Below are 22,076 nucleotides of genomic sequence, written 5' to 3'. Positions count from 1 at the left end.
CCGAACCGACGAACCCGCATTAGAACCGCTTCGCCAAGCCTTGTTTTGATTAGAGTGCTTTTCGATACGACTGGAGCGCCTTGACATGACCGCCATTCCAGGTGGAGCTTGGAACCAAGAGACTCCGGAAGGTCCGTTTTCACAAGACGGAAAACAGCAATACGGCGCATTCAACCAGGGTTTGATTGAATTCTCGCAAATTATCGGCTTCTTCCGCCGGAACCTGGTGCGCATTACAATCATCACGGCTGTTTTAACAGCGATCGCGCTTGTCCTGTTCTCGCTATATCCGTTCCCATACAAAGCGACTGCACTTGTTCTAGTTGATCCTCGCGAACGCAGAGTAACACTCACAGAAAACGTTTTGCCAGGCATCGGATCAGATGCCGCGTTTCTGGAAAGTATCGTGCAAATCGTTCATTCCGATGGGTTTCTTCGTCCCGTATTGGAAGACCTGGACGCAAAGACCGATCCGTTTTTTGCGCGTTCTGTAGGTCCTGACGACCGTGAACTGCTCGCAGCCTTCAAGCGGCGTTTACAAGTCAATCGGGTGGGCGCGACCTTCATTGTTGAAATATCGTTCTCATCCAACGACCCCGACAAATCCGCGCTTTATGCAAATGCTGTCGCGCAAGCCTTCGTAGACAGCCAAACAGATGCTTTGGTGACAGCAAATGCTTCAGCAGCCTCGTCTCTGGAAGAACGACTAAACGACCTACGATCAAACCTTGAGGCGTCAGAAAAAGCCGTCGCCAGTTACAAAGCAGAAAACGGCATCATTGGCGTCACTCAGGACAGCACTTTGTTGCAGCGGGAGCTGATCACACTGAACGAGCAGATAGTCGCCGCTAAGGCACAGACAGAGGCCATCCGTTCAAGCGTTGAAAAGATCAGCACCGGAGCTGGCCTTCCATCTACGACCGAACAATCTGACGCTGCACAGCTCGCAGAGTTACGCCGTGAACGAGGTCAGATCCTCCAAAACCTGTCCGAGTTCGGCAGGGTATATGGCGACCGCCATCCACGCGTCACGTCCGAGCGCAGCAAATTGGCCGGAATTGACCGGCAGATCTCTCTTGAACAAAGCAGGCTTCTTGCGATCCAAAAAGAGCGGCTTGAGAGCGCAAATTCCACCCTTCAAGCTTTGACAAACGAACTTAACCAGCGGAAACAAACTGCGCTTCGGACAGAGAGAGCCATGGTACAGTTGGCAAGTCTGGAGCGCGAAGCCACCGCAAACCGGCAGTTGTATGAAGAATTTCTCGCCCGGTTCAAGGCAACGGAAAAACAAAGTGGTCTGGAACTTGGTCAGGCTCGGATCGCATCCCCTGCCTTACCTCCGCTGAAACCAAACCGGCCAGGCCGGGTTCTTGCTGCGCTTGTCTTTCTGGTGCTTTTTGGTGGCTGTACAACTTTGTATGTGTTTGTCCGCGAGATGGCAGGCGTTCCTGTTGAGAAGAAGCCTGCATCACAGAAGGCGCCCAAATCGCTGTTTGACTTCAGACGCCGCAAGCAAATCGGTAAAAAATTTAGAGAAGGCCGTGACCGCCTATCAGAACCGGTTGGCAGATTGAATGAGACCATTCAGAAGATGGGTTTCCAGGAAGTCCCCGACCGCCCTATCCGCGCGCAAAGGCATGCCCGTATGCGCCATCACCGGCTTCAGACCCAATCTCCTGCACTGTTCGATCCAAAGGAAACTGCGCAGTATCTGAAACGCGGTCCGCTGCGGCGTGACGTGAAAACCCTCCAAAGCAGAGGGGCAGTCGTGGTCGTAAGCTCACTTGAGCCGAACCTAGATCCGAGTGACGCCGTTCTCGGGATTGCAGCGCTTGCAGGACAACGAGGGCTTCCTGTGTTGCTGCTGACTGAGAACCAGAACCTGATAGACGCTCATCGGAAAACACCGGGCGCGTTACGCCTTCCAGAAACGCACTCACTTTCAATCGTTGATCCGGGAGAGATCGCGGCAACCCACTTCCGAAACCGGCATTCAATCCTGGAGATTGTCGAGGGATTTTCAGTCAGCAGCGCAGCGCGGGACACTTGCATGATCGTTGATGCTCCGCCCGTCCAGAACGGCAAGCAGGTCCAACGCCTCTCGGAATTCGCAGATTTGTTTGTCGTTGTAGAGGACGAGCTCGAGCCCGATCCAATGAACGACGACATTCTCTCTGGAATATCGTCAGAGGTGGTCCAAAAGCTGCGGTGGGTGTCGCTGTAGTTCAATTCAGCCGCACCGTATTTCTGTTTGCTGAACGTTAATTCACTCACGTTATCTTGTACACTGCGAAAATTCCTGAGCCTGGCGAATAAATAATGAGTCCGCAGCGTCCACGACATACTCAGAGTGACCAAATAAAACATGGTCAGTGGGACGCCCGGCAGCTCGCACAGCTTGCCCAATCCTATCATGTCGTTGAGGTTCTTGGAGGGCTTCCAATCACATGGACGGATCGAAAAACCGCGGCCGAGACGCTGATCGCGCAAGCGCTCGCCAAGCGGGGTTCAGCCGAAGAGCCCTATTATTCCACGTCTGCAAATGGACAAGTCATCGTCATGTGCAACGAGGACGATGCCGTGCGCCAGGAATTCCTCCAAGCAGATCAGATCCTTGCCGATGGGATGCCGATGGTTTGGATCGCGCGGATAAAACATGGATTTCAGAACATCGAACGTGTTGCAACGACCGACCTTTATCACGACGTTGCACTCGTGGCTCAAGATGTCGGCGCTTCGTTTTATTTGCTCGGCGCCGATGAAAAATCCAACGCGGCGGCAGTCAGCAACACCCAGAAATTCTATCCCGATCTACATGTCGTTGGCCGGCGAAACGGCTATTTTGGCGCGAACGAAGAAGATGCAATTGTCTCAGAGATCAACGACCTCGCACCAGATATTTTATGGATCGGAATGGGAGTTCCCCGAGAGCAGCAGTTCGTATCTCGGAACCTAAAGAAATTAACGAATGTCGGTGTCATAAAGACCTCGGGCGGACTCTTCGATTTTCTGTCACTCAAGAACCCCCGCGCGCCGGAATGGTTGCAAAACCTTGGTCTGGAGTGGCTCTACAGAACGCTGCAGGAGCCAAGCCGCCTCGGGCCCCGCTATCTTCAAACCAATCACAAGGCATTCTTTATCATGCTGAGAGATTAACCATATGTGGGTACGTATTCTCGCACGGTTCGTGCTGCCCGCATGCCTGGCAATGGCTGCCGTCGGAGGTGCACACGCCAGTCCGCAAAATGCCGATAATTGTTTTTCCGCTCAGGCCTTTCCGGCATTTGAAAATCCTGCGCTTCTCGAAACGATGGCGCGCGGTGTGAACCTGCCCAATTGGGATGCTGAAGCCATTGTTTATCGTCCTGATTTGAATACCCTCCAGCGACTTTATGAAAAAGGCTTCACGCATATCCGCCTCCCTGTTTTTCATGAAGCGTTCAATACGGGCGGCTGGGCATCCGAGGATCTTTCCAAGTACTCCGACGAACTCCAAGCTATGGTGCAAAACCTGCTCGCCATCGGGTTTACGGTGACGATCGATTTACACCCGGACGGGACGTTCAACCACCTCTATCGAACGGCACCTGACGAAGGATACCGACGTCTCGAAGACAGTTGGCGTTATCTTTCATCAGTTCTGGAAAGCACCAATCCCGCAAAGGTCGCCGTTGAGTTTCTAAATGAACCGGATACATCGCAAGAAATTTGGGAGGACCACACCCGGCGGCTCTCCAGACAACTACGGGACTGGCTTCCAAATCATACGTTCGTTGTTGGCCCACACGGCCCCATGCGCCACGAAAGTCTGGTCAACTTTCCGCCACTGACCGACGCGAACACCATTTACGCAATTCACTTCTACGATCCATTCATTTTTACCCATCAGGGCGCCGAATGGCACCCGCCGGACGATACGGCACGCCTTGCCATTGGCGTGCCTTTTCCAACCAAAGAAAACGATGCTCGGATCAGATCGCTGGTCTCCCAGCTCCAGGCGGAAGGGCATGACCACGCCGCTGAGGAAATTCACCGGGTTTTCGAAGAACCATGGACGGAAAAAGACGTCCAGAACGCCTTTTCGACAATTGAAAACTGGTCGCAGAAGTATGGGCTTCCTGTTGTCATAAATGAGTTTGGGGTACTTTCTTACGATGCCCCGCGAAACGATCGCCTCTATTGGCTGCAGGCGGTTACAACGGAAGCCGAAGCCCGTTGTATCGGCTGGACGCACTGGGATTATTCGGATGGGTTCGGCATTGTCGACCCGCGTACGCAAACATTGGACGAGGACGCGATAAATGCCCTGCTCCACCGTCCGGCTTCTCGAAGAGCCGACTAGGAAACGCTGTCATGGATCATCAGAACATCAGTGTTCATTCCGGCTACCGGATCGAAGTCTGTAAGGAATACGATTTTTTATCCAATGAGTATTCAGCTCTATTCGATAGCGCGGCGGCAACGGCCTTTCAAAGTCCGCTTTGGCTTCATGAATTCTACAAAACCCTTGTCCCTGGTTCCGGCGCAGAACCGATAATCATCAAGATCTATCGCGAGGGCCAAGAGCAACCAGAGGTAATTCTGCCACTAGTGCGAGAAACGTATTTTGGAATTCAGATCATTCAACCGGCTGATCTTGGAGTGGCCGATTACAATGCGGTCATCGGATCGCCAAAAAGCCTGGAAGACGTCTGTGCTGTTTCTGGGCTCGCGAGCAAAATCCTCACGGCAATGAAGCCGTATCATATTCTGCTCTTCCGCAAGCAGCCACCGTCCACCTTTGACGCGTCGAAGTTGTTTTCCAAAGCAAGAAAAACCCCGAACATCAGCAGCTCCTATGAAGTCGAAATCGAACAGACGCACGAACATTGGCTGAAGACGCATGTCTCCAAAAACATGCGCAAAGGATTGAGGCGAAAACTGAGTGGGTTCCAGAAAGACCACGGCCCGCTTGAATACAGCGAACTCTCCAATCAGGTTGACATCGAGAACGCATTCGAGATCATGCGGGATCTTCGCGCTGGCCGCTACGAAACAGACTTGTTTTCAAGACCGGAGTATTTCGCTTTCTACCGGAACCTTGCGGTCAAGGGCGCTCAAACCGGCATGACTTCAACCTTTGTCGGCAAACTCGAAAATCGGATCATGTCGATCGATTTCGGCGTCCGTCACAAGGGCCGTTTCCTGTTTTTGCTGGCAGCTTTTGTCGATGATGAGGACATGAAGCGTTACTCGCTTGGGCTGCTCGGCCTTAATGAAAAGATCCGGCATGAAGCCGATTTGGGGACCACGATTTTCGATTTCACAATCGGTGACGAGCCCTACAAGCTCTCCTTTGGGGCAGAGAAAATCCCCCTTACAAATGTCACAGTCACAGCAGGCCCGATTGGCCAATTGGCACTCACCGCCTATCAGTCCCGCGGACCGTTCCGCAAGTCTTTGAAGAAACTGATGCCAAAATTCAGCTGATGTCCTGGTTTGACCGCAGCATCAGCTGCGGCCTTTCCACGGAACGAGCCAGTTTTCAGCGCGGCGCATCAAGACATCAATGGCAAACCCAATCACACCGATCAATATGATCCCCATGATCACAATATCGGTCAGCTGAAACTTGCTGGCTGCGACGATCATCTTGCCGGCGCCCTTTTCAGCAGCCACCAGTTCAGCAGCAACCACCGTCCCCCAACAAACGCCCATCGCAACCCGTGCTCCGGTGAAAATCTCGGGCAATGAATTCGGCACGATCACGTGCCACAGGATCTGCGATTTGGACGCTCCGAGGGAGTAAGCAGCATGAACCTTGGATATGTTGACACCTGAAACCCCGGCACGCGCGGCAATGGTCATGATCCAAAGAGCAGCAAGGAACAGGAGGATGATCTTGCCGGACTCGCCGATCCCGAACCAGATAATCACCAGCGGGATCAGGGCCAGGGGCGGCACGGGCCGCATGAATTCAACGATCGGATCGAACCATCCCCGGAACCAGCCCGACAGTCCCATGGCATACCCAAGCGGGATCCCGATCAGGCTTCCGAGAAGGAAACCAGCACACACGCGCAACAGGGACCAGCCCAAGTGGTCAAGCAAGGTAATGCCCTGATAGCCATCCCCGAAGATCTCAACATACCGGTGCCAGACAGCCTCTGGTGATGGAAGCCATATGGGCTCCATCTGCATGCCCTTGTCCGGTGTGAAGTTCAGCGATCCCTTTGCTGTCAGCGCGACCGAACCATTTGCCACAGAAACCGGTGACCCAACAGCAATTGGCTGACCATCGATGGCGGTGATCTTGAAGCCTTCGCCCTCACGACCCTCATCGTTGCGGTTGACCCTGATCAGACCACTCCGCCACGCGGCAACACTATCGACATCGTTCTGCGCGAACCCACTGCTCGGGGCTGGTTCAGGCAGCTCCACATCTTCCCCGAGCTTGTGCACCACCACGGTCACAGTCGCGCTGTCGGTCTCTCCGGCCGCATTTTCAGCGGTGTAGGTAAACTCCGTGGTGCCCATATATGGTCCAGGCACATGGATTGGGGTCAATTTGGAGCCTGTGAAGGCACCCCAGATAAAGAAGACCGCAAGGACTGAGATAACGGAGGCGATCCGGTTTGCCTTAACGGCACTCTCGTCCCCAAAAGTCACGGTCTTCAAGCTTGTAAAATCGTTCCGGTGAACAATCCTGAGCGTGAAAAAATGAACGATGAAAAAGGCGGCCGCAAAAATCGCGATATAAGCAATGAGAATGGTCATTGGGCAGCCTCCGCACGGCCCATGATTTCCTCTTCCATTTCCCAAATCATGTTGAGGATTTCATCGCGTGTTTCAGAAAAGCCCTTTTCCCGCTTCACCTCACGAAGATCCGCATTCACGGCACTGTCTGCGAAGGGAAGCTGATACTCCTTGTGTATCCGTCCGGGCCTTGGCGCCATCACCAGCAGGCGTTCACCCAGCAAAAGGGCCTCCTCAACAGAGTGAGTAATCAGGATCACGGTTTTGCCGGTTTCCTTCCAAAGCTTCAGAACGAGCCCCTGCATCTTCTCGCGTGTCAACGCGTCCAGTGCTCCAAGTGGCTCATCCATCAAAATGACATCGGGTTCGTTGGCCAGACACCTTGCGAGCGCAACCCGCTGCTGCATCCCGCCAGAGAGTTCATAAACCGCTTTTTCCTTGAAATCCTGCAGACCGACGATTTCCAGGAGATGATCTGTAATCTCATCTCTTTCCTTCTTCGCCATTCCCTTCATTCGGGGGCCGAAATCGACATTATGGCGCACGTTCATCCATTCAAACAAAGCGCCTTTTTGAAAGACCATGCCGCGTTCAGGCGCCGGCCCTGTTACCGTCTCGCCATTCAGAACAACCTGACCGTCTGTTGGTGCCAGAAAACCAGCGATGATATTCAAAAGCGTTGTCTTACCGCACCCGGAAGGACCAAGCACGGAGAGCAATTCACCGTCGTTCAGAGTGAGGGAAACATCTTTAAGCGCCTGGATCGAACTGCCATTTGGCAGGTCAAAGCGCATGGAAATATTGTCTAATAAAAGCGGCACTTCACTCTCCCGGTTGCCCAGCCTGGATGGGCAGCGGGCTTCCCGCCCGCTGCACCGTTTTCGCGAAACCGCAGTTTACATGTTGGCGGCTGCACCGAGCGCAGACGTGTCGACCGCGCCGTCATAGGAATCCCGAGCAGACGGGATGCTGCCGGCATTCACGAACACTTCCGCAACGCCCTTCATGAATTCCTGCGATCCGCCGCCGAGCCACTTGGCGCTAAGCTGATCTTCAACGCTCGGAAACACAAAGGTTGCCATGGTGCTCGAGGTGTCATCTTCGGACATACCTGCGTCTTTTGCGATCACAGGAAGCATTTCAGCGGTGTTGTCGCCAGAGTTCCACATTGCATTGGCATCGGCCGTCACTTTGAGGAACTTGGCGAGGGTGTCACTTTCCTCTGCGATAAAGTCTGCAGGCGCAGATGTCACATCAAAGACCAGAATGCCGAGCTCTTCCTTCTCCGCACCTGTAAGCAGGACATTGCCATGCTCTTTCATGCGGCGAAGCGCACCGCCCCACCCACAGACCATGTCGAGGCTACCCTGGGCAAAAGCCGCAGCGCCATCAGGCGGTGCCATGTCGACAATATCCATTGTGCCGATATCGACGCCGAAATGCTCCATCTGCTTCAAGAAGCCATAGTGAGCTGCCGTACCGATCGGAACACCGACCTTTTTGCCCGCGAGCTCGCTGGCGCTGTCCTTATCGATTTCAAGCTTTTCAGCAACGACGCAGTTGTCGTTCTCTGAATAGCTCACAGCCACATCGACGATTTGCAGGTCCTGACCAGCGGACGTCGCGACGACGAAAGGCGGCACACCCTGGCTGACTGCGATCTGAACATCTCCGGAAGCCATCGCTGCCGACATCGCGGTGCCTGTGTCGAAGGAAACCCAGTTCACCTTCATGCCCAGCGCTTCGTCATAGAGCCCCTTTGCCTTGGCGTACTGGAATGGCATCGGCCATTCTAGAAAATATGCAACTGTCAGTTCCTCTGCTGCTGCAGGCTGGAACGCCCCCATCAGGGCCAGAAGCCCAACTGCACCACCAAGTTTCGATTTCAACGCCATGGTTCCACTCCGTTATGTTTGTGGGTCTGCCAAGCGCTAACAACAGGTATTGCTCACAAGCGCGCTGGCATTTGGTGACCGTCTCATTCCACTGGGTTTCAGACAGTTCTGCCGCTGCCTTTTGTTTCCGGAAAAAGCGTATGAGCTGCGATTTCAGCTGACAAGCAACGGAATCCGTCTGGACCTATAGCTGGCAAATCACTGGCCCTATTGCGTGATTGGTGGCTGTGCACAGTGGCGCATGATTGTGCATTGCGATGGGTTGCCCTCACTGTTTCGGCGGCGAACCACAAGCGCACGTTTTCAGCCGGATACCGGCAGGTTTTCCAATCAACTCTGGGGATGTGGCCATGGATGCTGTTCTTGCAAAAAACGACAATTCCGACGTCATTGCCGCCGACAAGGCGCATGTTTGGCATCATCTCATTCAGCACAAGACGTTCGAGACCGTAGACCCGCGCATCATCGTTGAAGGCAAGGGACTGCGCGTTTGGGATGCCGCTGGCAAAGAGCACCTAGACGGGGTCTCCGGCGGTGTCTGGACCGTAAACGTCGGTTACGGTCGGGAGACGATTGCTGACGCCGTCCGCGACCAGCTTGTGAAGATGAACTTCTTCGCAAATACGCTTGGATCTGTTCCAGGGGCCCTTTTTGCTGAAAGGCTAATCTCCAAGATGCCGGGCATGAGCCGAGTGTTTTATTCGAACTCGGGCTCGGAGGCGAACGAGAAAGTCTTCAAGATGGTCCGCCAGATTTCCAAGCAGCACCATGGCGGCAAAAAATCGAAAATCCTCTATCGTGACCGCGACTACCACGGCACCACAATTACGGCCCTGTCCGCTGGTGGTCAGGGCGAGCGTTCGGCTCACTACGGGCCGTTCACGCCTGGATTTGTCGCAGTTCCACACTGCCTAGAATACCGGAACCAATATGACAGCGCGGAAGCTTATGGTGAGCGCGCTGCTGACGCCATCGAAGAAGTCATCCTCCGCGAAGGACCGGACACGATCGGCGCGATCTGCCTTGAAACCATGACAGCGGGCGGCGGTGTCATCGTACCGCCGGAGGGTTATTGGGAGCGCGTTCAGGAGATCTGCAAGCGGCACCAAATCCTGATCCATCTCGATGAAGTCGTCTGCGGTGTCGGACGCCTTGGAACCTGGTTCGGATACCAACAGTTCGGCATCAAACCTGACTTCGTTACAATGGCAAAGGGCGTGGCCTCCGGATATGCCGCAATCTCCTGCACCGTGACCACAGAAGAAGTCTTTGACATGTTCAAGGATGCGTCCGGCGACCCTCTGAGTTATTTCCGGGACATATCCACTTACGCTGGCTGTGCCGCAGGTCCCGCTGCAGCGCTTGAAAACATGCGCATCATCGAAGACGAAGGCCTTCTGGAAAACACGCTGTCGATGGGCGCACGCCTGATGGAAAACCTGGAAGGCCTGAAGGAGAAACACGCCGTAGTTGGCGACGTGCGTGGCCGAGGATTGTTTGCAGGCGTCGAACTTGTGTCCGATCGTGAGACGAAGGAACCGGCCGATGAAGCTAAGGTTCAGGCGGTCGCAGGGCACTGTATGGCTCAGGGTGTTATCATCGGCATGACCAATCGGGCGCTTCCTGGCTTCAACAACACCTTGTGTCTCGCACCGGCATTAATCGCGACTGCCGATGACATCGACCACCTCACAAGCTCGATTGATGAGGCACTTACAGCGGTGTTCAGTTAAGGAACGGAACCCGGCCAATCCAGCGCGGGTTATCCCAGCTGGTTAAAGGGCAAAAACCCCGGCTTCTGTCCAGGGTTTTTCGTGGATGAATGGATCTTCATTTAGACCTTCATGCGGCTGCTGGTCGGGTCATAGAGCGGCTTGAGGCTCGCGGTTGCTGGCACGCGAGTGCCCGCAATCTCGATCTCATAGGCCGAGCCTAGAACATCGGCAGCGCTTTCCCCATCACATGGCACGTAACCAAGACCAATTGCGGCGCCGAGTGCGTGTCCATAAGCACCGGATGACAGGTACCCGCAGACCTCGCCTTCACGAAGGATCGGTTCGGCGTGGTAGAGCATCGGCTCCGGATCCTGTAGCTGGAACTGTACCAATCGGCTTTTTGGACCAGTTTCCTTGCGCTCTAAAACGGCCTCCCGTCCAATGAAACCAGGCTTGGAGGTTTTGGCAGCAAAGCCAAGACCGGCATCAATGACATGATCTTCGCAGGTGATGTCATGGCCAAAGTGCCGGAAGGCCTTCTCTATCCGGCAGCTGTCCATGGCATGAAGGCCGCACAGTTTCAGCCTCTCATCCCGGCCGGCCTCCCAAAGTGTTTCGAAGACATGCGCAGCAAATTCGGTGGGCACATAGATCTCCCAACCAAGTTCACCGACATAGCTCACCCGGTGGGCGCGGGCGAGTGCCATGCCGATTTCAATATCCTGGGCTGTCCCGAACGGATTGGTTTCGTTTGTAAAGTCGTTTGGAGAAATCCGGCCAAGCAGCTCCCGTGACTTCGGTCCCATCAAAGCCAAAACCGCTTCACCGGATGTCACATCGGTCAGCACCACCTGGTGATCCCCCATATGACGCCGGAGCCACGTCTGGTCCGCCAATCGGGTGGCAGCCGGCGTGACCATCAGATATGCGGTTTCGCTCAACCGCGTTACTGTGACATCGGCCTCGATACCGCCAGCGGCATTGAGCATCTGTGTGTACACGATTCGGCCAGCCGGTACGCTCATGTCGGCACCGCAAACGTGATTGAGGAAACGCTCGGCATCCGGACCTTCGATGCGGATCTTTCCGAAGGAACTCATGTCGTATAGTCCGGCGCTTTCCCGGATCGCCATGTGTTCGCGGGCGCTGTTCTCAAACCAGTTCTGGCGTTTCCAGGAATACTGATACGCGCGATCCTGTCCTTTGTCTGCAAACCAATTCGCACGTTCCCATCCGGCCAGTTCGCCCATCACCGCACCGTGCTCCAACAAATGCCCATGGAGCGGAGTGCGCCGGATCCCCCGCGCGGTCGCCTTTTGCCGGTAAGGGAAATGATCGGCGTACAATAGCCCAAGTGTTTCCTTCGATCGTTCATACAGATAGGTCCTGTTGCCCTGAAACGGTTGCATCCGGGAGATATCGACATCCCCGAGATCAAATGGTTTCTCGCCGCTTTCCATCCAGGCGGCCAACGCCATACCAGCGCCACCTGCGGACTGGATCCCGATGGAATTAAAGCCTGCCGCGACCCAGAAATTTTCCAGTTCCGGGGCAAGACCCAGATGGTAGGCATCGTCCGGCGTAAAACTCTCAGGCCCATTGAAGAAGGTATGGATCCCCGCCTCTGCCAGCATAGGCATGCGTTCGACCGCGGCTGCAAGGATCGGTTCGAAATGATCAAAGTCTTCCGGCAACTGATCGAATTCGAATTGATCCGGGATACCGGTCATACCCCAGGGCTTGGCATTCGGCTCAAATGCACCGAGCAGCATCTTGCCGGCGTCTTCCTTGTAGTAGGCACACTCGTCCGGAACCCGAAGGACCGGCAGTTGCCCAAGGCCGTCGATCTGCTCGGTCACGATGTAGAAGTGCTCACAAGCATGCAGCGGAACGTTGACCCCTGCCATCCGGCCAACCTCATGCCCCCACATGCCGCCGCAATTGACCACCATCTCGGCTTCGACAAATCCGGCTTCACCGTCTTGCTCCCAACTGACGCCGGTGGCTCTCCGGTCTTTGACCTCTATTCCGGTCACTTTGACCCGCTCCAGGATCCTTGCGCCTTTTTGGCGCGCGCCCTTCGCCAAGGCCAATGCGATGTTTGCCGGGTCGCCCTGACCATCGAGCGGCAGGTAAACTGCTGCGGTCGCGCCACTTGTGTTGACATGCGGATAGCGCTTCTGGACGTCGCCCAGTGAAATCTCTTCAACCTCTACCCCAAACGCCCGTGCCATGGAGGCCTGACGGAGGATTTCCTCCCGGCGTTCCGCGGTGAGCGCCATGGTAATCGATCCACACCTTTTGAAGCCGGTCGACAGCCCCGTCTCATCTTCGAGAGAGCCGTAGAGCTCCTGGCTGTATTTGGCGAGACGGGTCATATTCTGGGTTGCCCGAAGCTGCGCAATCAGGCCGGCTGCGTGCCAGGTCGTACCGCTGGTGAGCTGCTTGCGTTCCAGAAGCAGGATATCGCTCCAGCCTTGCTTGGCCAGGTGGTAGGCAACTGAACACCCGATGACCCCGCCACCAATAATGACAACGCGGGCTTTTGAAGGAATGGCCATGACTTATCGTCCAAATCTGGATTGAAAAAACTAACGCTTTGAAAGAGTGAAATTCACGCTTTTAGCCTGAGATTCTGCGGATCCCAGAGTGGGCCATCCGGCTGCACCGTGACGGGAAATCTTTGTCCATAGACTTCGACTTCAAGATCCGTGCCCGCTTGGGCCAGATCCGCCCGGACCATGCCCAATGCCACGCAGGCATCCACACGGAATCCGAAAGCCGAAGACGTGGTTTCGCCGACGATGCTGCCGTTCATCCAGATGTTCGACATGTAGGGCGGGTCGATTTCCTCGCTGTCGACAAGGATAGTGACAAAGCGCTGTTTTGGACCTTGCTGTTTTTCGTTCAAGAGCGCGACTTTGCCCGGAAAGTCTTCCGCCTTATCCAGCTTCACGAACCGATCGAGGCCGGATTCCAGCAGGGTATAATCCGTGCTCAAATCGCCTTTCCAGGCTCGGTAACCTTTTTCAATCCGCAAGCTGTTGAGGGCATACATCCCAAAGGGCTTTGCACCCGCGCTGACAACCGCATTGTAAAGCGTTGGGATACTGGCCATTGGTGCGTGAATTTCCCAGCCCAGCTCCCCGGCAAAACTCACCCGGTAAAGCTCGCAGTGTGTCCCTGCAACCTCAGTCGTTTGAACGCTGAGCCAAGGCAAGTCCAGGTCGGCTGTTGTTCCGATTTTCTCGAAAAGGTCCAGGGATTTCGGCCCGGTTACGATCAGGGTCGAAAGCTCCGAAGTGATGTCGGACAGCTCAAGACTGTCTGGCAAATGTGCAGCCAGAATTTCAAAATCGTGCCACTGAGCGGATGCTGCGGTGATCAGAACAAAGTCGTCCTCGCCCTTCCGGATGATCGACATCTCCGTGTGCACCCGGCCCTTGGACGTTGGAAAATAAGCAAGCGTCATCCTTCCAACTTTCGGCAGTCCGCCAGAGATACGGCCACGCAACCAATCGGCAGCACCCGCACCTGACAGTTTGAACCTCGAAAATCCCGGAAGATCCAAAACGCCAACACCATCGCGAACGGCCAATGCTTCTTCGCGCACACGCTCGAACCAAGGGCCTTTGCGCATCCAGCTTTCTGTCGCTTCAATCGATGTGTCGTCGCCGTCTTTTGCAAACCAGTTGGCACGTTCCCAACCGTTGTAAACGCCAAATTGGGCACCGGAAGCTTTTAGTTTTTCATGCACCGGGGACAGCTTCTTGTCTCGCCCTTCCGGCCACTCATAATGAGGGTAATGCATTGCGTATTCATGGCCGTAGACCTCCATGCCCTTGGCAACGCAATAATCGTGGTCGGTATAGTCGGTGAAACGGCGTGGATCGAGGCCCCAGCAATCCCATTCGGTTTCGCCTTCGGTGATCCACTCGGTCAGGATCTTGCCAGCGCCACCGGCCTGAGCAATTCCGAACGTGAAGACACAGGCTTCAAAGGCATTTTTCACACCCGGCATCGGGCCAATTAGCGGGATGCCATCCGGTGCATAGGGGATTGGGCCGTTGATGACCTTTGAGATTCCCGACATGCCGAGCAGCGGAACACGGGCCATGGCGTCTTCGATATACCACTCCAGCCGATCAAGATCGTCGGGATAAAGCTGGAAGCTGAAGTCATCCGGCATCGGATCATCCGGCGTAACCCAATGCGCCTTGCAGTTCCTTTCATAGGGCCCAAGGTTCAGTCCGGTATTTTCCTGACGCAGGTAGTAGGACGAATCCACATCCCGGAGCAGCGGCAGTTTCCTGCCGTGCTCCTTGCTCCAGGCTGCAAGCTCGTCCATCTGTTCGGTCAACAAATACTGGTGGCTCATCACCATCATCGGTACAGTACGCCCGCCATAGGGTTTGAACCACTCCCCGACACGCTGAGCGTAATACCCTGCTGCATTGACAACATATTCGCAGCGGATCTCCCCCTTTTCAGTTTCAACGATCCACTCACCGTTTTCGCGCCGGACACCTGTCGCAGGTGTAAACCGCACCACCTTCTGGCCCATGGAGCGCGCGCCCTTTGCGAACGCCTGTGTAAGCTGTGCAGGATCCATGTCGCCATCAGTCGGGTCCCAGAAGCCACCCTCAAGATCGTGCGTCTCCATGAAGGGATAGGCGTCCTTCAGATCCGCGACCGACATCATGTTAGTTTCGATGCCTTGCCGGCGGGCCATGGAGTTCGCCCGCTCAAACTCCATCATGCGGTTTTTTGAATGCGCCAGCCGGACAGATCCGGTCACGTGATAATTGATCGGATAGTCCACCTCATCACCCAAGCGCCGGTAAAGCTCGGTGGAATAGCGCTGCATGTTCATGACCGCCCAGGAGGACGAAAACGTCGGGATGTTCCCAGCAGCGTGCCATGTGCTGCCAGCGGTGAGCTCATTCTTCTCCAGAAGGACACAATCGGTCCAACCGGCTAGCCCGAGATGATAGAGAACCGAGGCGCCGACCGCGCCTCCACCGATGATCACGACACGAGCTGTAGTGGGAAGGTCCGACATTGTTGGCTCCGGTTTGATTAGGGGTAGAGGCTCGATTAGGGCCTGGCTTCAAAGGGTTAGATTCAAGGGTCAATAAACGGGCGGTGAGATGATCCAGACGGCGATCGCCGGTTCAGAATAAGGGTTTGCCCAGCGGTACTTGTTGCCGCGAATGCGGAAGGAATCGCCCTTTCGAATGAGAAATGGTTCGCCCTCGAGCCAGATTTTCAGCTTGCCAGACACCAGAAACGCGAGTTCCTGAGTTGGCCGCATGATTTCGTCGTTGCGTTCAGACCCTGGAAGAAATGTGGAATGGATAACTTCAAAACTGTCGGTCAGGTCCGGGGACAGCAATTGCTCAACAAGTCCGGGAACCCGCTCACCGATCATCCGGCGATCGGATGCGCGAACGATTTTGCCATCTTCCTTGGGGTTTGGTCCCTGTCTTGCGCCCAAAAGCGACGGCGGCACGTCAAACACGCCGGCCATGCGATCAATATCTTCGCTCGACAGTTTCGAAATGCCGCGTTCGATCTGACTGAGCCAGCCGACCGACTTACCGAGCCGTTCGGCAAGTTCTGCTAACGTCAACCCTTTTGTCTTGCGAAGTGCGCGTAAATCCGCACCCAAATTGGCCATGACCGCCTCGCCAGCGTGAAATAATTTCTGAAAATTTCACACAGAAAATGAAAAAAGGAAAGTTTTTTTCACGACATCTGTTGTCGAATTGCGACATGTCAATGAGTTTGAGAGAACAAACATTCGCTATGCGATGAGTTTTTGCGTCTCGGCTGCGATCGTTTTCTCTTCTTCGGCCTTTACGATCCAGATCGGAACGGCTGAGCCAGACACATCAATGCGGGACCTGTTGCTCTGATTGGACTGCGGATCGCAGGTCGCACCAAGAAATCCCAATCCAGAAATGATCTTCTGGCGCACAACAGCATCGTTTTCACCAATGCCACCGGTGAACGCAATTCCATCCAATCCGCCCATTGCCGCAATCATCGATCCGGCATGGCGAACAGCCCAATAGCAGAAATGCTCGACCGCAAAACGAGACGCGTCTGTCTCTGCCGCATGCAGGGCGCGCATGTCGGACGATCCCCCAAGACCTAAGAGACCGCTCTTTTTGTTCAAGAGCTCTTTAGTGTCTTCAATTCCGTTTTCTTCGGCCAACCGCAAGACCAGATTGCCATCAACACTCCCGGTCCGGGTGCCCATGGTGAGACCTTCCAGAGGCGAATACCCCATCGTCGTTGCCACGGATTGTCCGGACTTGATCGCACACAGGCTTGCACCGTTGCCAAGGTGAAAGGCCAGCAGTCGGTTCGGCGCATCGACATGCACGTCTTTAGCCAGTGTCCTGACAAGCCCCTGATAGGAAATGCCGTGAAAACCGTAACGCCTTAGTGTTTCCAGCTCCGGCCGATCGGGCAAGGCATATCGGCGGGCCACATCCGGGTTTGACGCATGAAATGCCGTATCGAAACAGGCTACTTGCACCAGGTCCGGCGCCAAATCTTTGAGGGCTAGGATGGCAGCCAGATTATGCGGATTGTGTAAGGGGGCCAGATCATTGCAACGCTCGATCTCGGCAATGACTTGCCCATCTACACGGATAGCCGATTGAAGCACCGGACCGCCATGGACAACGCGGTGACCAGCACCGGTGAGGTCCGCAATGTCAACTCCAGCGGACCGGATGACATCCAAGATCGCGCTGAGCGCAGCGTTATGATCCGGCAGGACTGCCGTTGTCTCTTCAGATTTCGATGTCTTGGATGAGACTTTCAAACGCGAAACGCCACCGATTTCAGTGGCGCTTCCCGAGAGCGTTTCATCCAGGCTTTCATCGAAGAGAGCGAACTTGATGGACGAGGATCCGGAGTTCAGAACAAGGATACCGCCCATCAATCAATTCCCTTCCAAGGACTTTACTGCGGCCGCATATCTGCCGGATCGATTCCGGCAACAACAACCGGTTTCTTCATGGCATCGCGCCGGAATGGCTCGCCAAGTTCCTGATTGATCAGAACTTCAACCAGCGTGGTCTTGCCGTTTTCCATCTGGTCTTTGACCGCCGCATCGAGCTTTTCGGTCAGCTCGTCCATGGTGCGGGCAACTTCACCTTGAAGGCCGCACGCCTTTGCAATGGCTGCATAGCTGACATTGTCGTCGAGTTCGGTGCCGACGAAATTGTCGTCATACCAAAGCGTGGAGTTCCGCTTCTCCGCCCCCCACTGGTAGTTGCGGAAGACAACCATGGTGATTGCCGGCCATTCGCTGCGGCCAATGGCGGTCAACTCTGTAACAGCAATGCCAAAGGCTCCGTCGCCCGCAAACCCAACCACCGGGGTATCCGGACAGCCAATTTTTGCACCAACGATCGCCGGAAGGCCGTAACCGCAGGGACCGAACAACCCGGGCGCAAGGTATTTCCGGCCCTCCTCAAAACTTGGGTACGCATTACCGATGGCGCAGTTATTGCCAATATCAGAGCTGATGATCGCTTGACGCGGCAAAGCGGACTGAATGGCCCGCCACGCCTTGCGCGGGCTGAGCCAATCCGGCTTTGCGGCACGAGCGCGCTCGTTCCAGCTCGTACCCGGATCGTCGTCCTCATGGTCCATGGACGACAGCTGCTGCGCCCAGCGGGATTTCGTCTGCGCAATCTCGTGCTTGCGCTCCTCCCGCCCGGCATCACCTGCGTTGGGAGCCAGCTTTGAAAGGAGGGACTGGGAGACTTTCTTTGCATCTCCGACAATACCAACGCTCACCGGCTTGGTCAGACCAATCCGATCGGGATTGATATCCACCTGAATGATCTTGGCATTTTTCGGCCAGTAGTCGATGCCATAACCCGGCAAGGTCGAGAACGGATTGAGGCGCGTACCAAGGGCTAGAACGACATCGGCCTTGGCGATCAGTTCCATGCCGGCCTTTGAACCGTTGTACCCGAGTGGTCCGGCAAACAGGCGGTGCGAGCCGGGGAACGCATCATTGTGCTGATAGCCGCAACACACAGGCGCATCCAGGCGTTCCGCAAGTGCGATCGTATCGTCGATTGCATCGGCCAGAACAACGCCGGCACCGTTGAGGATGACCGGATGCTTGGCGCTGCTGAGCAGGTCCGCGGCTTCCTGAATGGCTGTATCACCACCGGATGGGCGCTCAAAATCCACAATCGGCGGAAGGTCAATATCGATCACCTGCGTCCAGAAATCGCGCGGCATGTTGATCTGGGCCGGCGCGCTGGCACGTTTTGCCTGAAGGATGACACGGTTCAGAACTTCGGCAACGCGGGATGCGTCGCGGACCTCTTCTTGATAGGCGACCATGTCCTTGAACAGAGCCATCTGCTCAACTTCCTGAAAGCCGCCCTGCCCCAAAGTCTTATTGGCGGCCTGCGGCGTAACAAGAAGCAAGGGCGTGTGGTTCCAGTAGGCAGTTTTCACTGCCGTTACGAAGTTTGTGATACCCGGTCCGTTCTGGGCAATCATCATGCTGAGTTTGCCTGTCGCCCGGGTATAGCCATCGGCCATCATCCCGCCCGAGCCTTCGTGCGCGCAATCCCAGAACGTAATCCCCGCCTTTGGAAACAGGTCGGAGATTGGCATGAAAGCAGAGCCGATAATCCCGAAAGCATGCTCAATCCCATGCCGTTGCAGGACTTTTACGAAGGCTTCCTCTGTCGTCATTTTCATTTGAAACGCACTCCCTCACCCGCTCGCTATACAGGTACACGATTAACTGGAAATGATTTCATGCCGCGCTGCGATGAGAGGTCTTAGGGCCAGATTAATTCACTCGGTATATCCAGATACTAAGGCGATGACATCGCCCTACCGGATTACATCCGCGATCCGTTGAATCCCCTCCGGAATGCGCGCGGAGGGAATGGATGAATAAGCGAGACGATAAAACTGATGATTGTCGTCTTCGCGTCCGAAAAACGCTCTACCCTGATCGATCACGACCCCACTCTTGCGAAGTTTGAGTGCCAACTCGCTGGTGTTGACGCCCTCAGGCGCGCGCATCCAGAAGCTTGATCCACCATGACTGCCACCGCTGGCAATTTGCAGGCCGTGGTCCCGAATTGCTTTATCCATGACGGAGCGTCTGCGCCGGTAAGCCTGCCCCATCCGGTTCACCATGGCATCATGATATCCAAGAGACAGAAAGTAAGCCGTCGTCCTCTGAATGTGACCGGGTGGATGCCTGAGCACCAACGCCCGCAGCGACCGTGCTTCCTGGATCAAGGGTTTGGCGGCGACGATATACCCAAGGCGCAATCCCGGGAACAAAGACTTTGAAAACGAGCCCACGTAAATAACGCTCCCCGCCCGGTCGAGGGACTTGAGCGCAGGCGTCGGCGCTTTTTGGAATGCCATTTCGAATTCGTAGTCATCCTCTACGATCACAAACCCTTCTTCCACGGAGCGGTTCAGCAAGGCGCGGCGGCGGTCAATCGGCATGGTTGTATTAGTCGGGCATTGGTGGCTGGCCGTGGTGAAAACCACTTGGCAATTACCAGGAATGTCATCCGGAGGGAGACCATCGTCATCGACCCGCACCTCCGTAATCTGGCAACCTGTTTGATCGAGAATGTCGCGTAGTCCCGGATAACATGGGTTTTCGATGGCCGCGACGCGATCCTTGTTCAACAAGACCTGAGCACAAAGCCACAGCGCATTCTGCGCCCCCATCGTCACAAGGATTTCATCTTGCTGCGCGGAAATCCCGCGGCGCGGCAAAATGTTTCTCACGATGTATTCGATCAGTTTGGGGTCGTCCTGTTCATACGGATCGGCCGTCATGCTCTCAAAGTTCTTCCGGCCCAACGCCTCCAATGCACACCGGCGCCAGTTATCATGATCGAACAGGCGCGCATCCGGCTGGCCATAAATGAAGGGGTACGGGTAATCGCGCCAATCCGATGGACGCACCAGGCTGGAGCGGTAGGAATACCGGGAGCTGACCATTTCGTCCCAGGCCACCGCGTCCTGCCGATCTCCCTCCGACTGATTGAGCATCGGTGGTGGTGGCGCGCTCTCAGAAACGAAGTAACCCGATCGCCCCCTCGATGTCAGGTAGTCGTTGGCGACCAATTCAGCATAGGCCAGGGTGACCGTGATGCGGCTGACCCCGAGCCACTCAGCCAGCTTCCGGCTGGACGGCATACGTTCACCGGGAAGGAACCGGCCCGACAACACGCCTTGGCTGACCAGGTGCTGGATCTGTTGCTGGAGGGTGCCTTCAAACTTGGGGTCCAAATGAAACTGTTCGGATTTGATCGCCACGTCTGGATCCATTGTAGATATCAACTGGACCGACAGACTGTCATCAAAGCGGCAATTGTCCAACACCTTCTGAGCAAAAAAGCATCGAGCCCTGCTTCAGTGAGTGCGATCCATGCCGCACACCGAAACAGGGCCCGAAGTAAATCTTGGTTTTCTGACGGGTTAACCGCCGAAATCGTCCAACATGATGTCTTCGCGATCAACGCCAAGATCGAGCAGCATGTTGATGACAGACTGGTTCATGATGGGAGGACCACACATGTAGAACTCACAGTCCTCAGGCGCCGGGTGGTCTTTCAGGTACTCGTCGTAGAGCACATTGTGAATGAACCCGGTGTAGCCTTTCCAGTCGTCTTCCGGCAACGCGTCAGACAGTGCCACATGCCACTCAAAGTTCTCGTTCTCACGTTCCAACATGTCGAAGTCTTCGACATAAAACATTTCACGCTTGGAGCGCGCGCCGTACCAGAAAGTGACCTTTCGATTAGTTTTGATCCGGCGCAGTTGATCGAAAATATGCGAGCGCATCGGCGCCATGCCGGCACCACCGCCAACGAAAACCATTTCCTTCTTGGTGTCGCGCGCAAAGAACTCACCAAACGGGCCTGAGATCGTGACTTCGTCGCCCGGCTTCAAGTTGAAGATGTACGAAGACATCTTGCCGGCTGGAATTCCCTGGGACCCGGGAGGTGGCGACGCAATCCGGACGTTGAGCATCACGATGCCCTTTTCTTCCGGATAGTTGGCCATGGAGTAGGCCCGCTCAACCGGCTCGGCAACTTTCGAGCTTACGTCCCAAATTTTGAAGCGGTCCCAATCCTCATGGTACTCTTCGCCGACATCGAACTCCTTGTAGGAAAGCTCATAAGGCGGGCATTCTATTTGGATATAACCACCGGCGCGGAAGTTAACGTCCTCGCCTTCTGGCAGTTCCAGGACCAGTTCCTTGATAAAGGTCGCCACGTTGTCGTTCGAGCGCACCTTGCAGCGCCATTTTTTGACGCCGAAGACCTCTTCAGGAACCTCGATTTCCATGTCCTGCTTGACGGCAACCTGACAGGACAAGCGGTCACCGCAAGCCGCTTCCCGCTTGGTGATGTGGCCTTCTTCCGTTGGGAGGATTGAACCGCCGCCGGAAAAGATCTTCACCCGGCACTGGGCACAGGTACCACCGCCGCCGCACGCAGACGGAACAAAGAGTTTTTGTTCGGCAAGTGTCTGTAGCAACTTGCCACCCGCTGGCACCGAAATCGTCTTCTCGCCGTTGATGGAAATGTTGACATTGCCCATCGACACCAGCCTCGAGCGGGCGGCGAGAATGATCGTGACCAGCGCCAGAACGATCAGGGTAAAGAGAAGTATGCCTAGTCCAAATGTGGCCACAGGG

The 22,076-nt window shown here is 55.2% G+C and carries 15 protein-coding genes; 5 read left to right on the top strand and 10 right to left on the bottom strand.

Features of this window, described 5'->3' with window-relative positions:
- Positions 1-85 precede the first annotated feature (85 nt).
- The 4 genes from ACQY4Z_RS16705 (at position 86) to ACQY4Z_RS16690 (ending at position 5,469) form a co-directional block, all read left to right on the top strand.
- The gene (locus tag ACQY4Z_RS16705) at positions 86-2,224 is read left to right on the top strand and encodes a GumC family protein (RefSeq protein WP_428523091.1); all 2,139 of its coding nucleotides are present in this window, start codon (positions 86-88) and stop codon (positions 2,222-2,224) included.
- A gap of 356 nt (positions 2,225-2,580) precedes the next feature.
- Positions 2,581-3,156, top strand: coding sequence for a WecB/TagA/CpsF family glycosyltransferase (locus tag ACQY4Z_RS16700; protein ID WP_428523089.1), 576 nt, complete (start codon positions 2,581-2,583; stop codon positions 3,154-3,156).
- A 4-nt stretch (positions 3,157-3,160) separates the two neighbouring features.
- The gene (locus ACQY4Z_RS16695) at positions 3,161-4,342 is read left to right on the top strand and encodes a glycoside hydrolase family 5 protein (protein ID WP_428523087.1); all 1,182 of its coding nucleotides are present in this window, start codon (positions 3,161-3,163) and stop codon (positions 4,340-4,342) included.
- 11 nt (positions 4,343-4,353) lie between these two features.
- Positions 4,354-5,469: a GNAT family N-acetyltransferase gene (locus ACQY4Z_RS16690; protein WP_428523085.1), complete on the top strand. Its 1,116-nt coding sequence runs from the start codon at positions 4,354-4,356 to the stop codon at positions 5,467-5,469.
- Positions 5,470-5,490: 21 nt separating this feature from the next.
- On the opposite strand, the gene ACQY4Z_RS16685 is transcribed toward ACQY4Z_RS16690, so the two are convergent.
- The 3 genes from ACQY4Z_RS16685 to ACQY4Z_RS16675 form a co-directional block, all read right to left on the bottom strand.
- Complete coding sequence (locus ACQY4Z_RS16685; RefSeq protein WP_428523083.1) at positions 5,491-6,756, bottom strand: ABC transporter permease; 1,266 nt, start codon at positions 6,754-6,756, stop codon at positions 5,491-5,493.
- Complete coding sequence (locus ACQY4Z_RS16680; protein ID WP_209174917.1) at positions 6,753-7,529, bottom strand: ATP-binding cassette domain-containing protein; 777 nt, start codon at positions 7,527-7,529, stop codon at positions 6,753-6,755. Before ACQY4Z_RS16680 ends, ACQY4Z_RS16685 begins: the two co-directional genes overlap by 4 nt.
- 102 nt (positions 7,530-7,631) lie before the next feature.
- Positions 7,632-8,630 carry an ABC transporter substrate-binding protein gene (locus tag ACQY4Z_RS16675; protein WP_209174582.1) on the bottom strand — a complete coding sequence of 333 codons (999 nt, stop codon included), beginning with the start codon at positions 8,628-8,630 and terminating at the stop codon, positions 7,632-7,634.
- A 350-nt stretch (positions 8,631-8,980) separates the two neighbouring features.
- Here ACQY4Z_RS16675 and ACQY4Z_RS16670 point away from each other — a divergent pair, with 350 nt between their 5' ends.
- Positions 8,981-10,363, top strand: coding sequence for an aspartate aminotransferase family protein (locus ACQY4Z_RS16670; RefSeq protein WP_428523080.1), 1,383 nt, complete (start codon positions 8,981-8,983; stop codon positions 10,361-10,363).
- Positions 10,364-10,464: 101 nt separating this feature from the next.
- Here the strand turns inward: ACQY4Z_RS16670 and ACQY4Z_RS16665 are convergent, their stop codons facing one another.
- The 7 genes from ACQY4Z_RS16665 to nqrF form a co-directional block, all read right to left on the bottom strand.
- Positions 10,465-12,906, bottom strand: coding sequence for a GcvT family protein (locus tag ACQY4Z_RS16665; RefSeq protein ID WP_428523078.1), 2,442 nt, complete (start codon positions 12,904-12,906; stop codon positions 10,465-10,467).
- A 53-nt stretch (positions 12,907-12,959) separates the two neighbouring features.
- Entirely contained in the window at positions 12,960-15,407 is a 2,448-nt protein-coding gene (locus tag ACQY4Z_RS16660; RefSeq protein WP_428523076.1) for a GcvT family protein, read from the bottom strand.
- Positions 15,408-15,476: 69 nt separating this feature from the next.
- Positions 15,477-16,025, bottom strand: coding sequence for a helix-turn-helix domain-containing protein (locus ACQY4Z_RS16655; RefSeq protein ID WP_133951896.1), 549 nt, complete (start codon positions 16,023-16,025; stop codon positions 15,477-15,479).
- 126 nt (positions 16,026-16,151) lie between these two features.
- Positions 16,152-17,300, bottom strand: a complete 1,149-nt coding sequence (locus ACQY4Z_RS16650; protein WP_428523074.1) for an acetate/propionate family kinase — start codon at positions 17,298-17,300, stop codon at positions 16,152-16,154.
- Between the two features lie 23 nt (positions 17,301-17,323).
- Complete coding sequence (gene xsc / locus ACQY4Z_RS16645; protein ID WP_428523072.1) at positions 17,324-19,093, bottom strand: sulfoacetaldehyde acetyltransferase; 1,770 nt, start codon at positions 19,091-19,093, stop codon at positions 17,324-17,326.
- A 138-nt stretch (positions 19,094-19,231) separates the two neighbouring features.
- Positions 19,232-20,701 (bottom strand): PLP-dependent aminotransferase family protein, encoded by a 1,470-nt coding sequence (locus ACQY4Z_RS16640; RefSeq protein ID WP_428523070.1) that lies wholly within the window; start codon positions 20,699-20,701, stop codon positions 19,232-19,234.
- A 150-nt stretch (positions 20,702-20,851) separates the two neighbouring features.
- On the bottom strand, positions 20,852-22,072 hold the full coding sequence (gene nqrF / locus ACQY4Z_RS16635) for an NADH:ubiquinone reductase (Na(+)-transporting) subunit F (protein ID WP_428523068.1): 1,221 nt from the start codon (positions 22,070-22,072) through the stop codon (positions 20,852-20,854).
- Positions 22,073-22,076 lie beyond the last annotated feature (4 nt).

Source organism: Roseibium sp. (assembly GCF_965276855.1).
GTDB lineage: Bacteria > Pseudomonadota > Alphaproteobacteria > Rhizobiales > Stappiaceae > Roseibium.
Note: the sequence above shows the minus strand (reverse complement) of the source record. Positions and strands in the feature narration are given on the sequence as shown.

Coding starts and splice junctions, on each gene's coding strand:
- ACQY4Z_RS16705 (WP_428523091.1), top strand. CDS start 86: ATGACCGCCATTCCAGGTGGAGCTTGGAACCAAGAGACTCCGGAAGGT.
- ACQY4Z_RS16695 (WP_428523087.1), top strand. CDS start 3,161: ATGTGGGTACGTATTCTCGCACGGTTCGTGCTGCCCGCATGCCTGGCA.
- ACQY4Z_RS16690 (WP_428523085.1), top strand. CDS start 4,354: ATGGATCATCAGAACATCAGTGTTCATTCCGGCTACCGGATCGAAGTC.
- ACQY4Z_RS16685 (WP_428523083.1), bottom strand. CDS start 6,756: ATGACCATTCTCATTGCTTATATCGCGATTTTTGCGGCCGCCTTTTTC.
- ACQY4Z_RS16680 (WP_209174917.1), bottom strand. CDS start 7,529: ATGCGCTTTGACCTGCCAAATGGCAGTTCGATCCAGGCGCTTAAAGAT.
- ACQY4Z_RS16675 (WP_209174582.1), bottom strand. CDS start 8,630: ATGGCGTTGAAATCGAAACTTGGTGGTGCAGTTGGGCTTCTGGCCCTG.
- ACQY4Z_RS16670 (WP_428523080.1), top strand. CDS start 8,981: ATGGATGCTGTTCTTGCAAAAAACGACAATTCCGACGTCATTGCCGCC.
- ACQY4Z_RS16665 (WP_428523078.1), bottom strand. CDS start 12,906: ATGGCCATTCCTTCAAAAGCCCGCGTTGTCATTATTGGTGGCGGGGTC.
- ACQY4Z_RS16660 (WP_428523076.1), bottom strand. CDS start 15,407: ATGTCGGACCTTCCCACTACAGCTCGTGTCGTGATCATCGGTGGAGGC.
- ACQY4Z_RS16655 (WP_133951896.1), bottom strand. CDS start 16,025: ATGGCCAATTTGGGTGCGGATTTACGCGCACTTCGCAAGACAAAAGGG.
- ACQY4Z_RS16650 (WP_428523074.1), bottom strand. CDS start 17,300: ATGGGCGGTATCCTTGTTCTGAACTCCGGATCCTCGTCCATCAAGTTC.
- xsc (WP_428523072.1), bottom strand. CDS start 19,093: ATGAAAATGACGACAGAGGAAGCCTTCGTAAAAGTCCTGCAACGGCAT.
- ACQY4Z_RS16640 (WP_428523070.1), bottom strand. CDS start 20,701: ATGGATCCAGACGTGGCGATCAAATCCGAACAGTTTCATTTGGACCCC.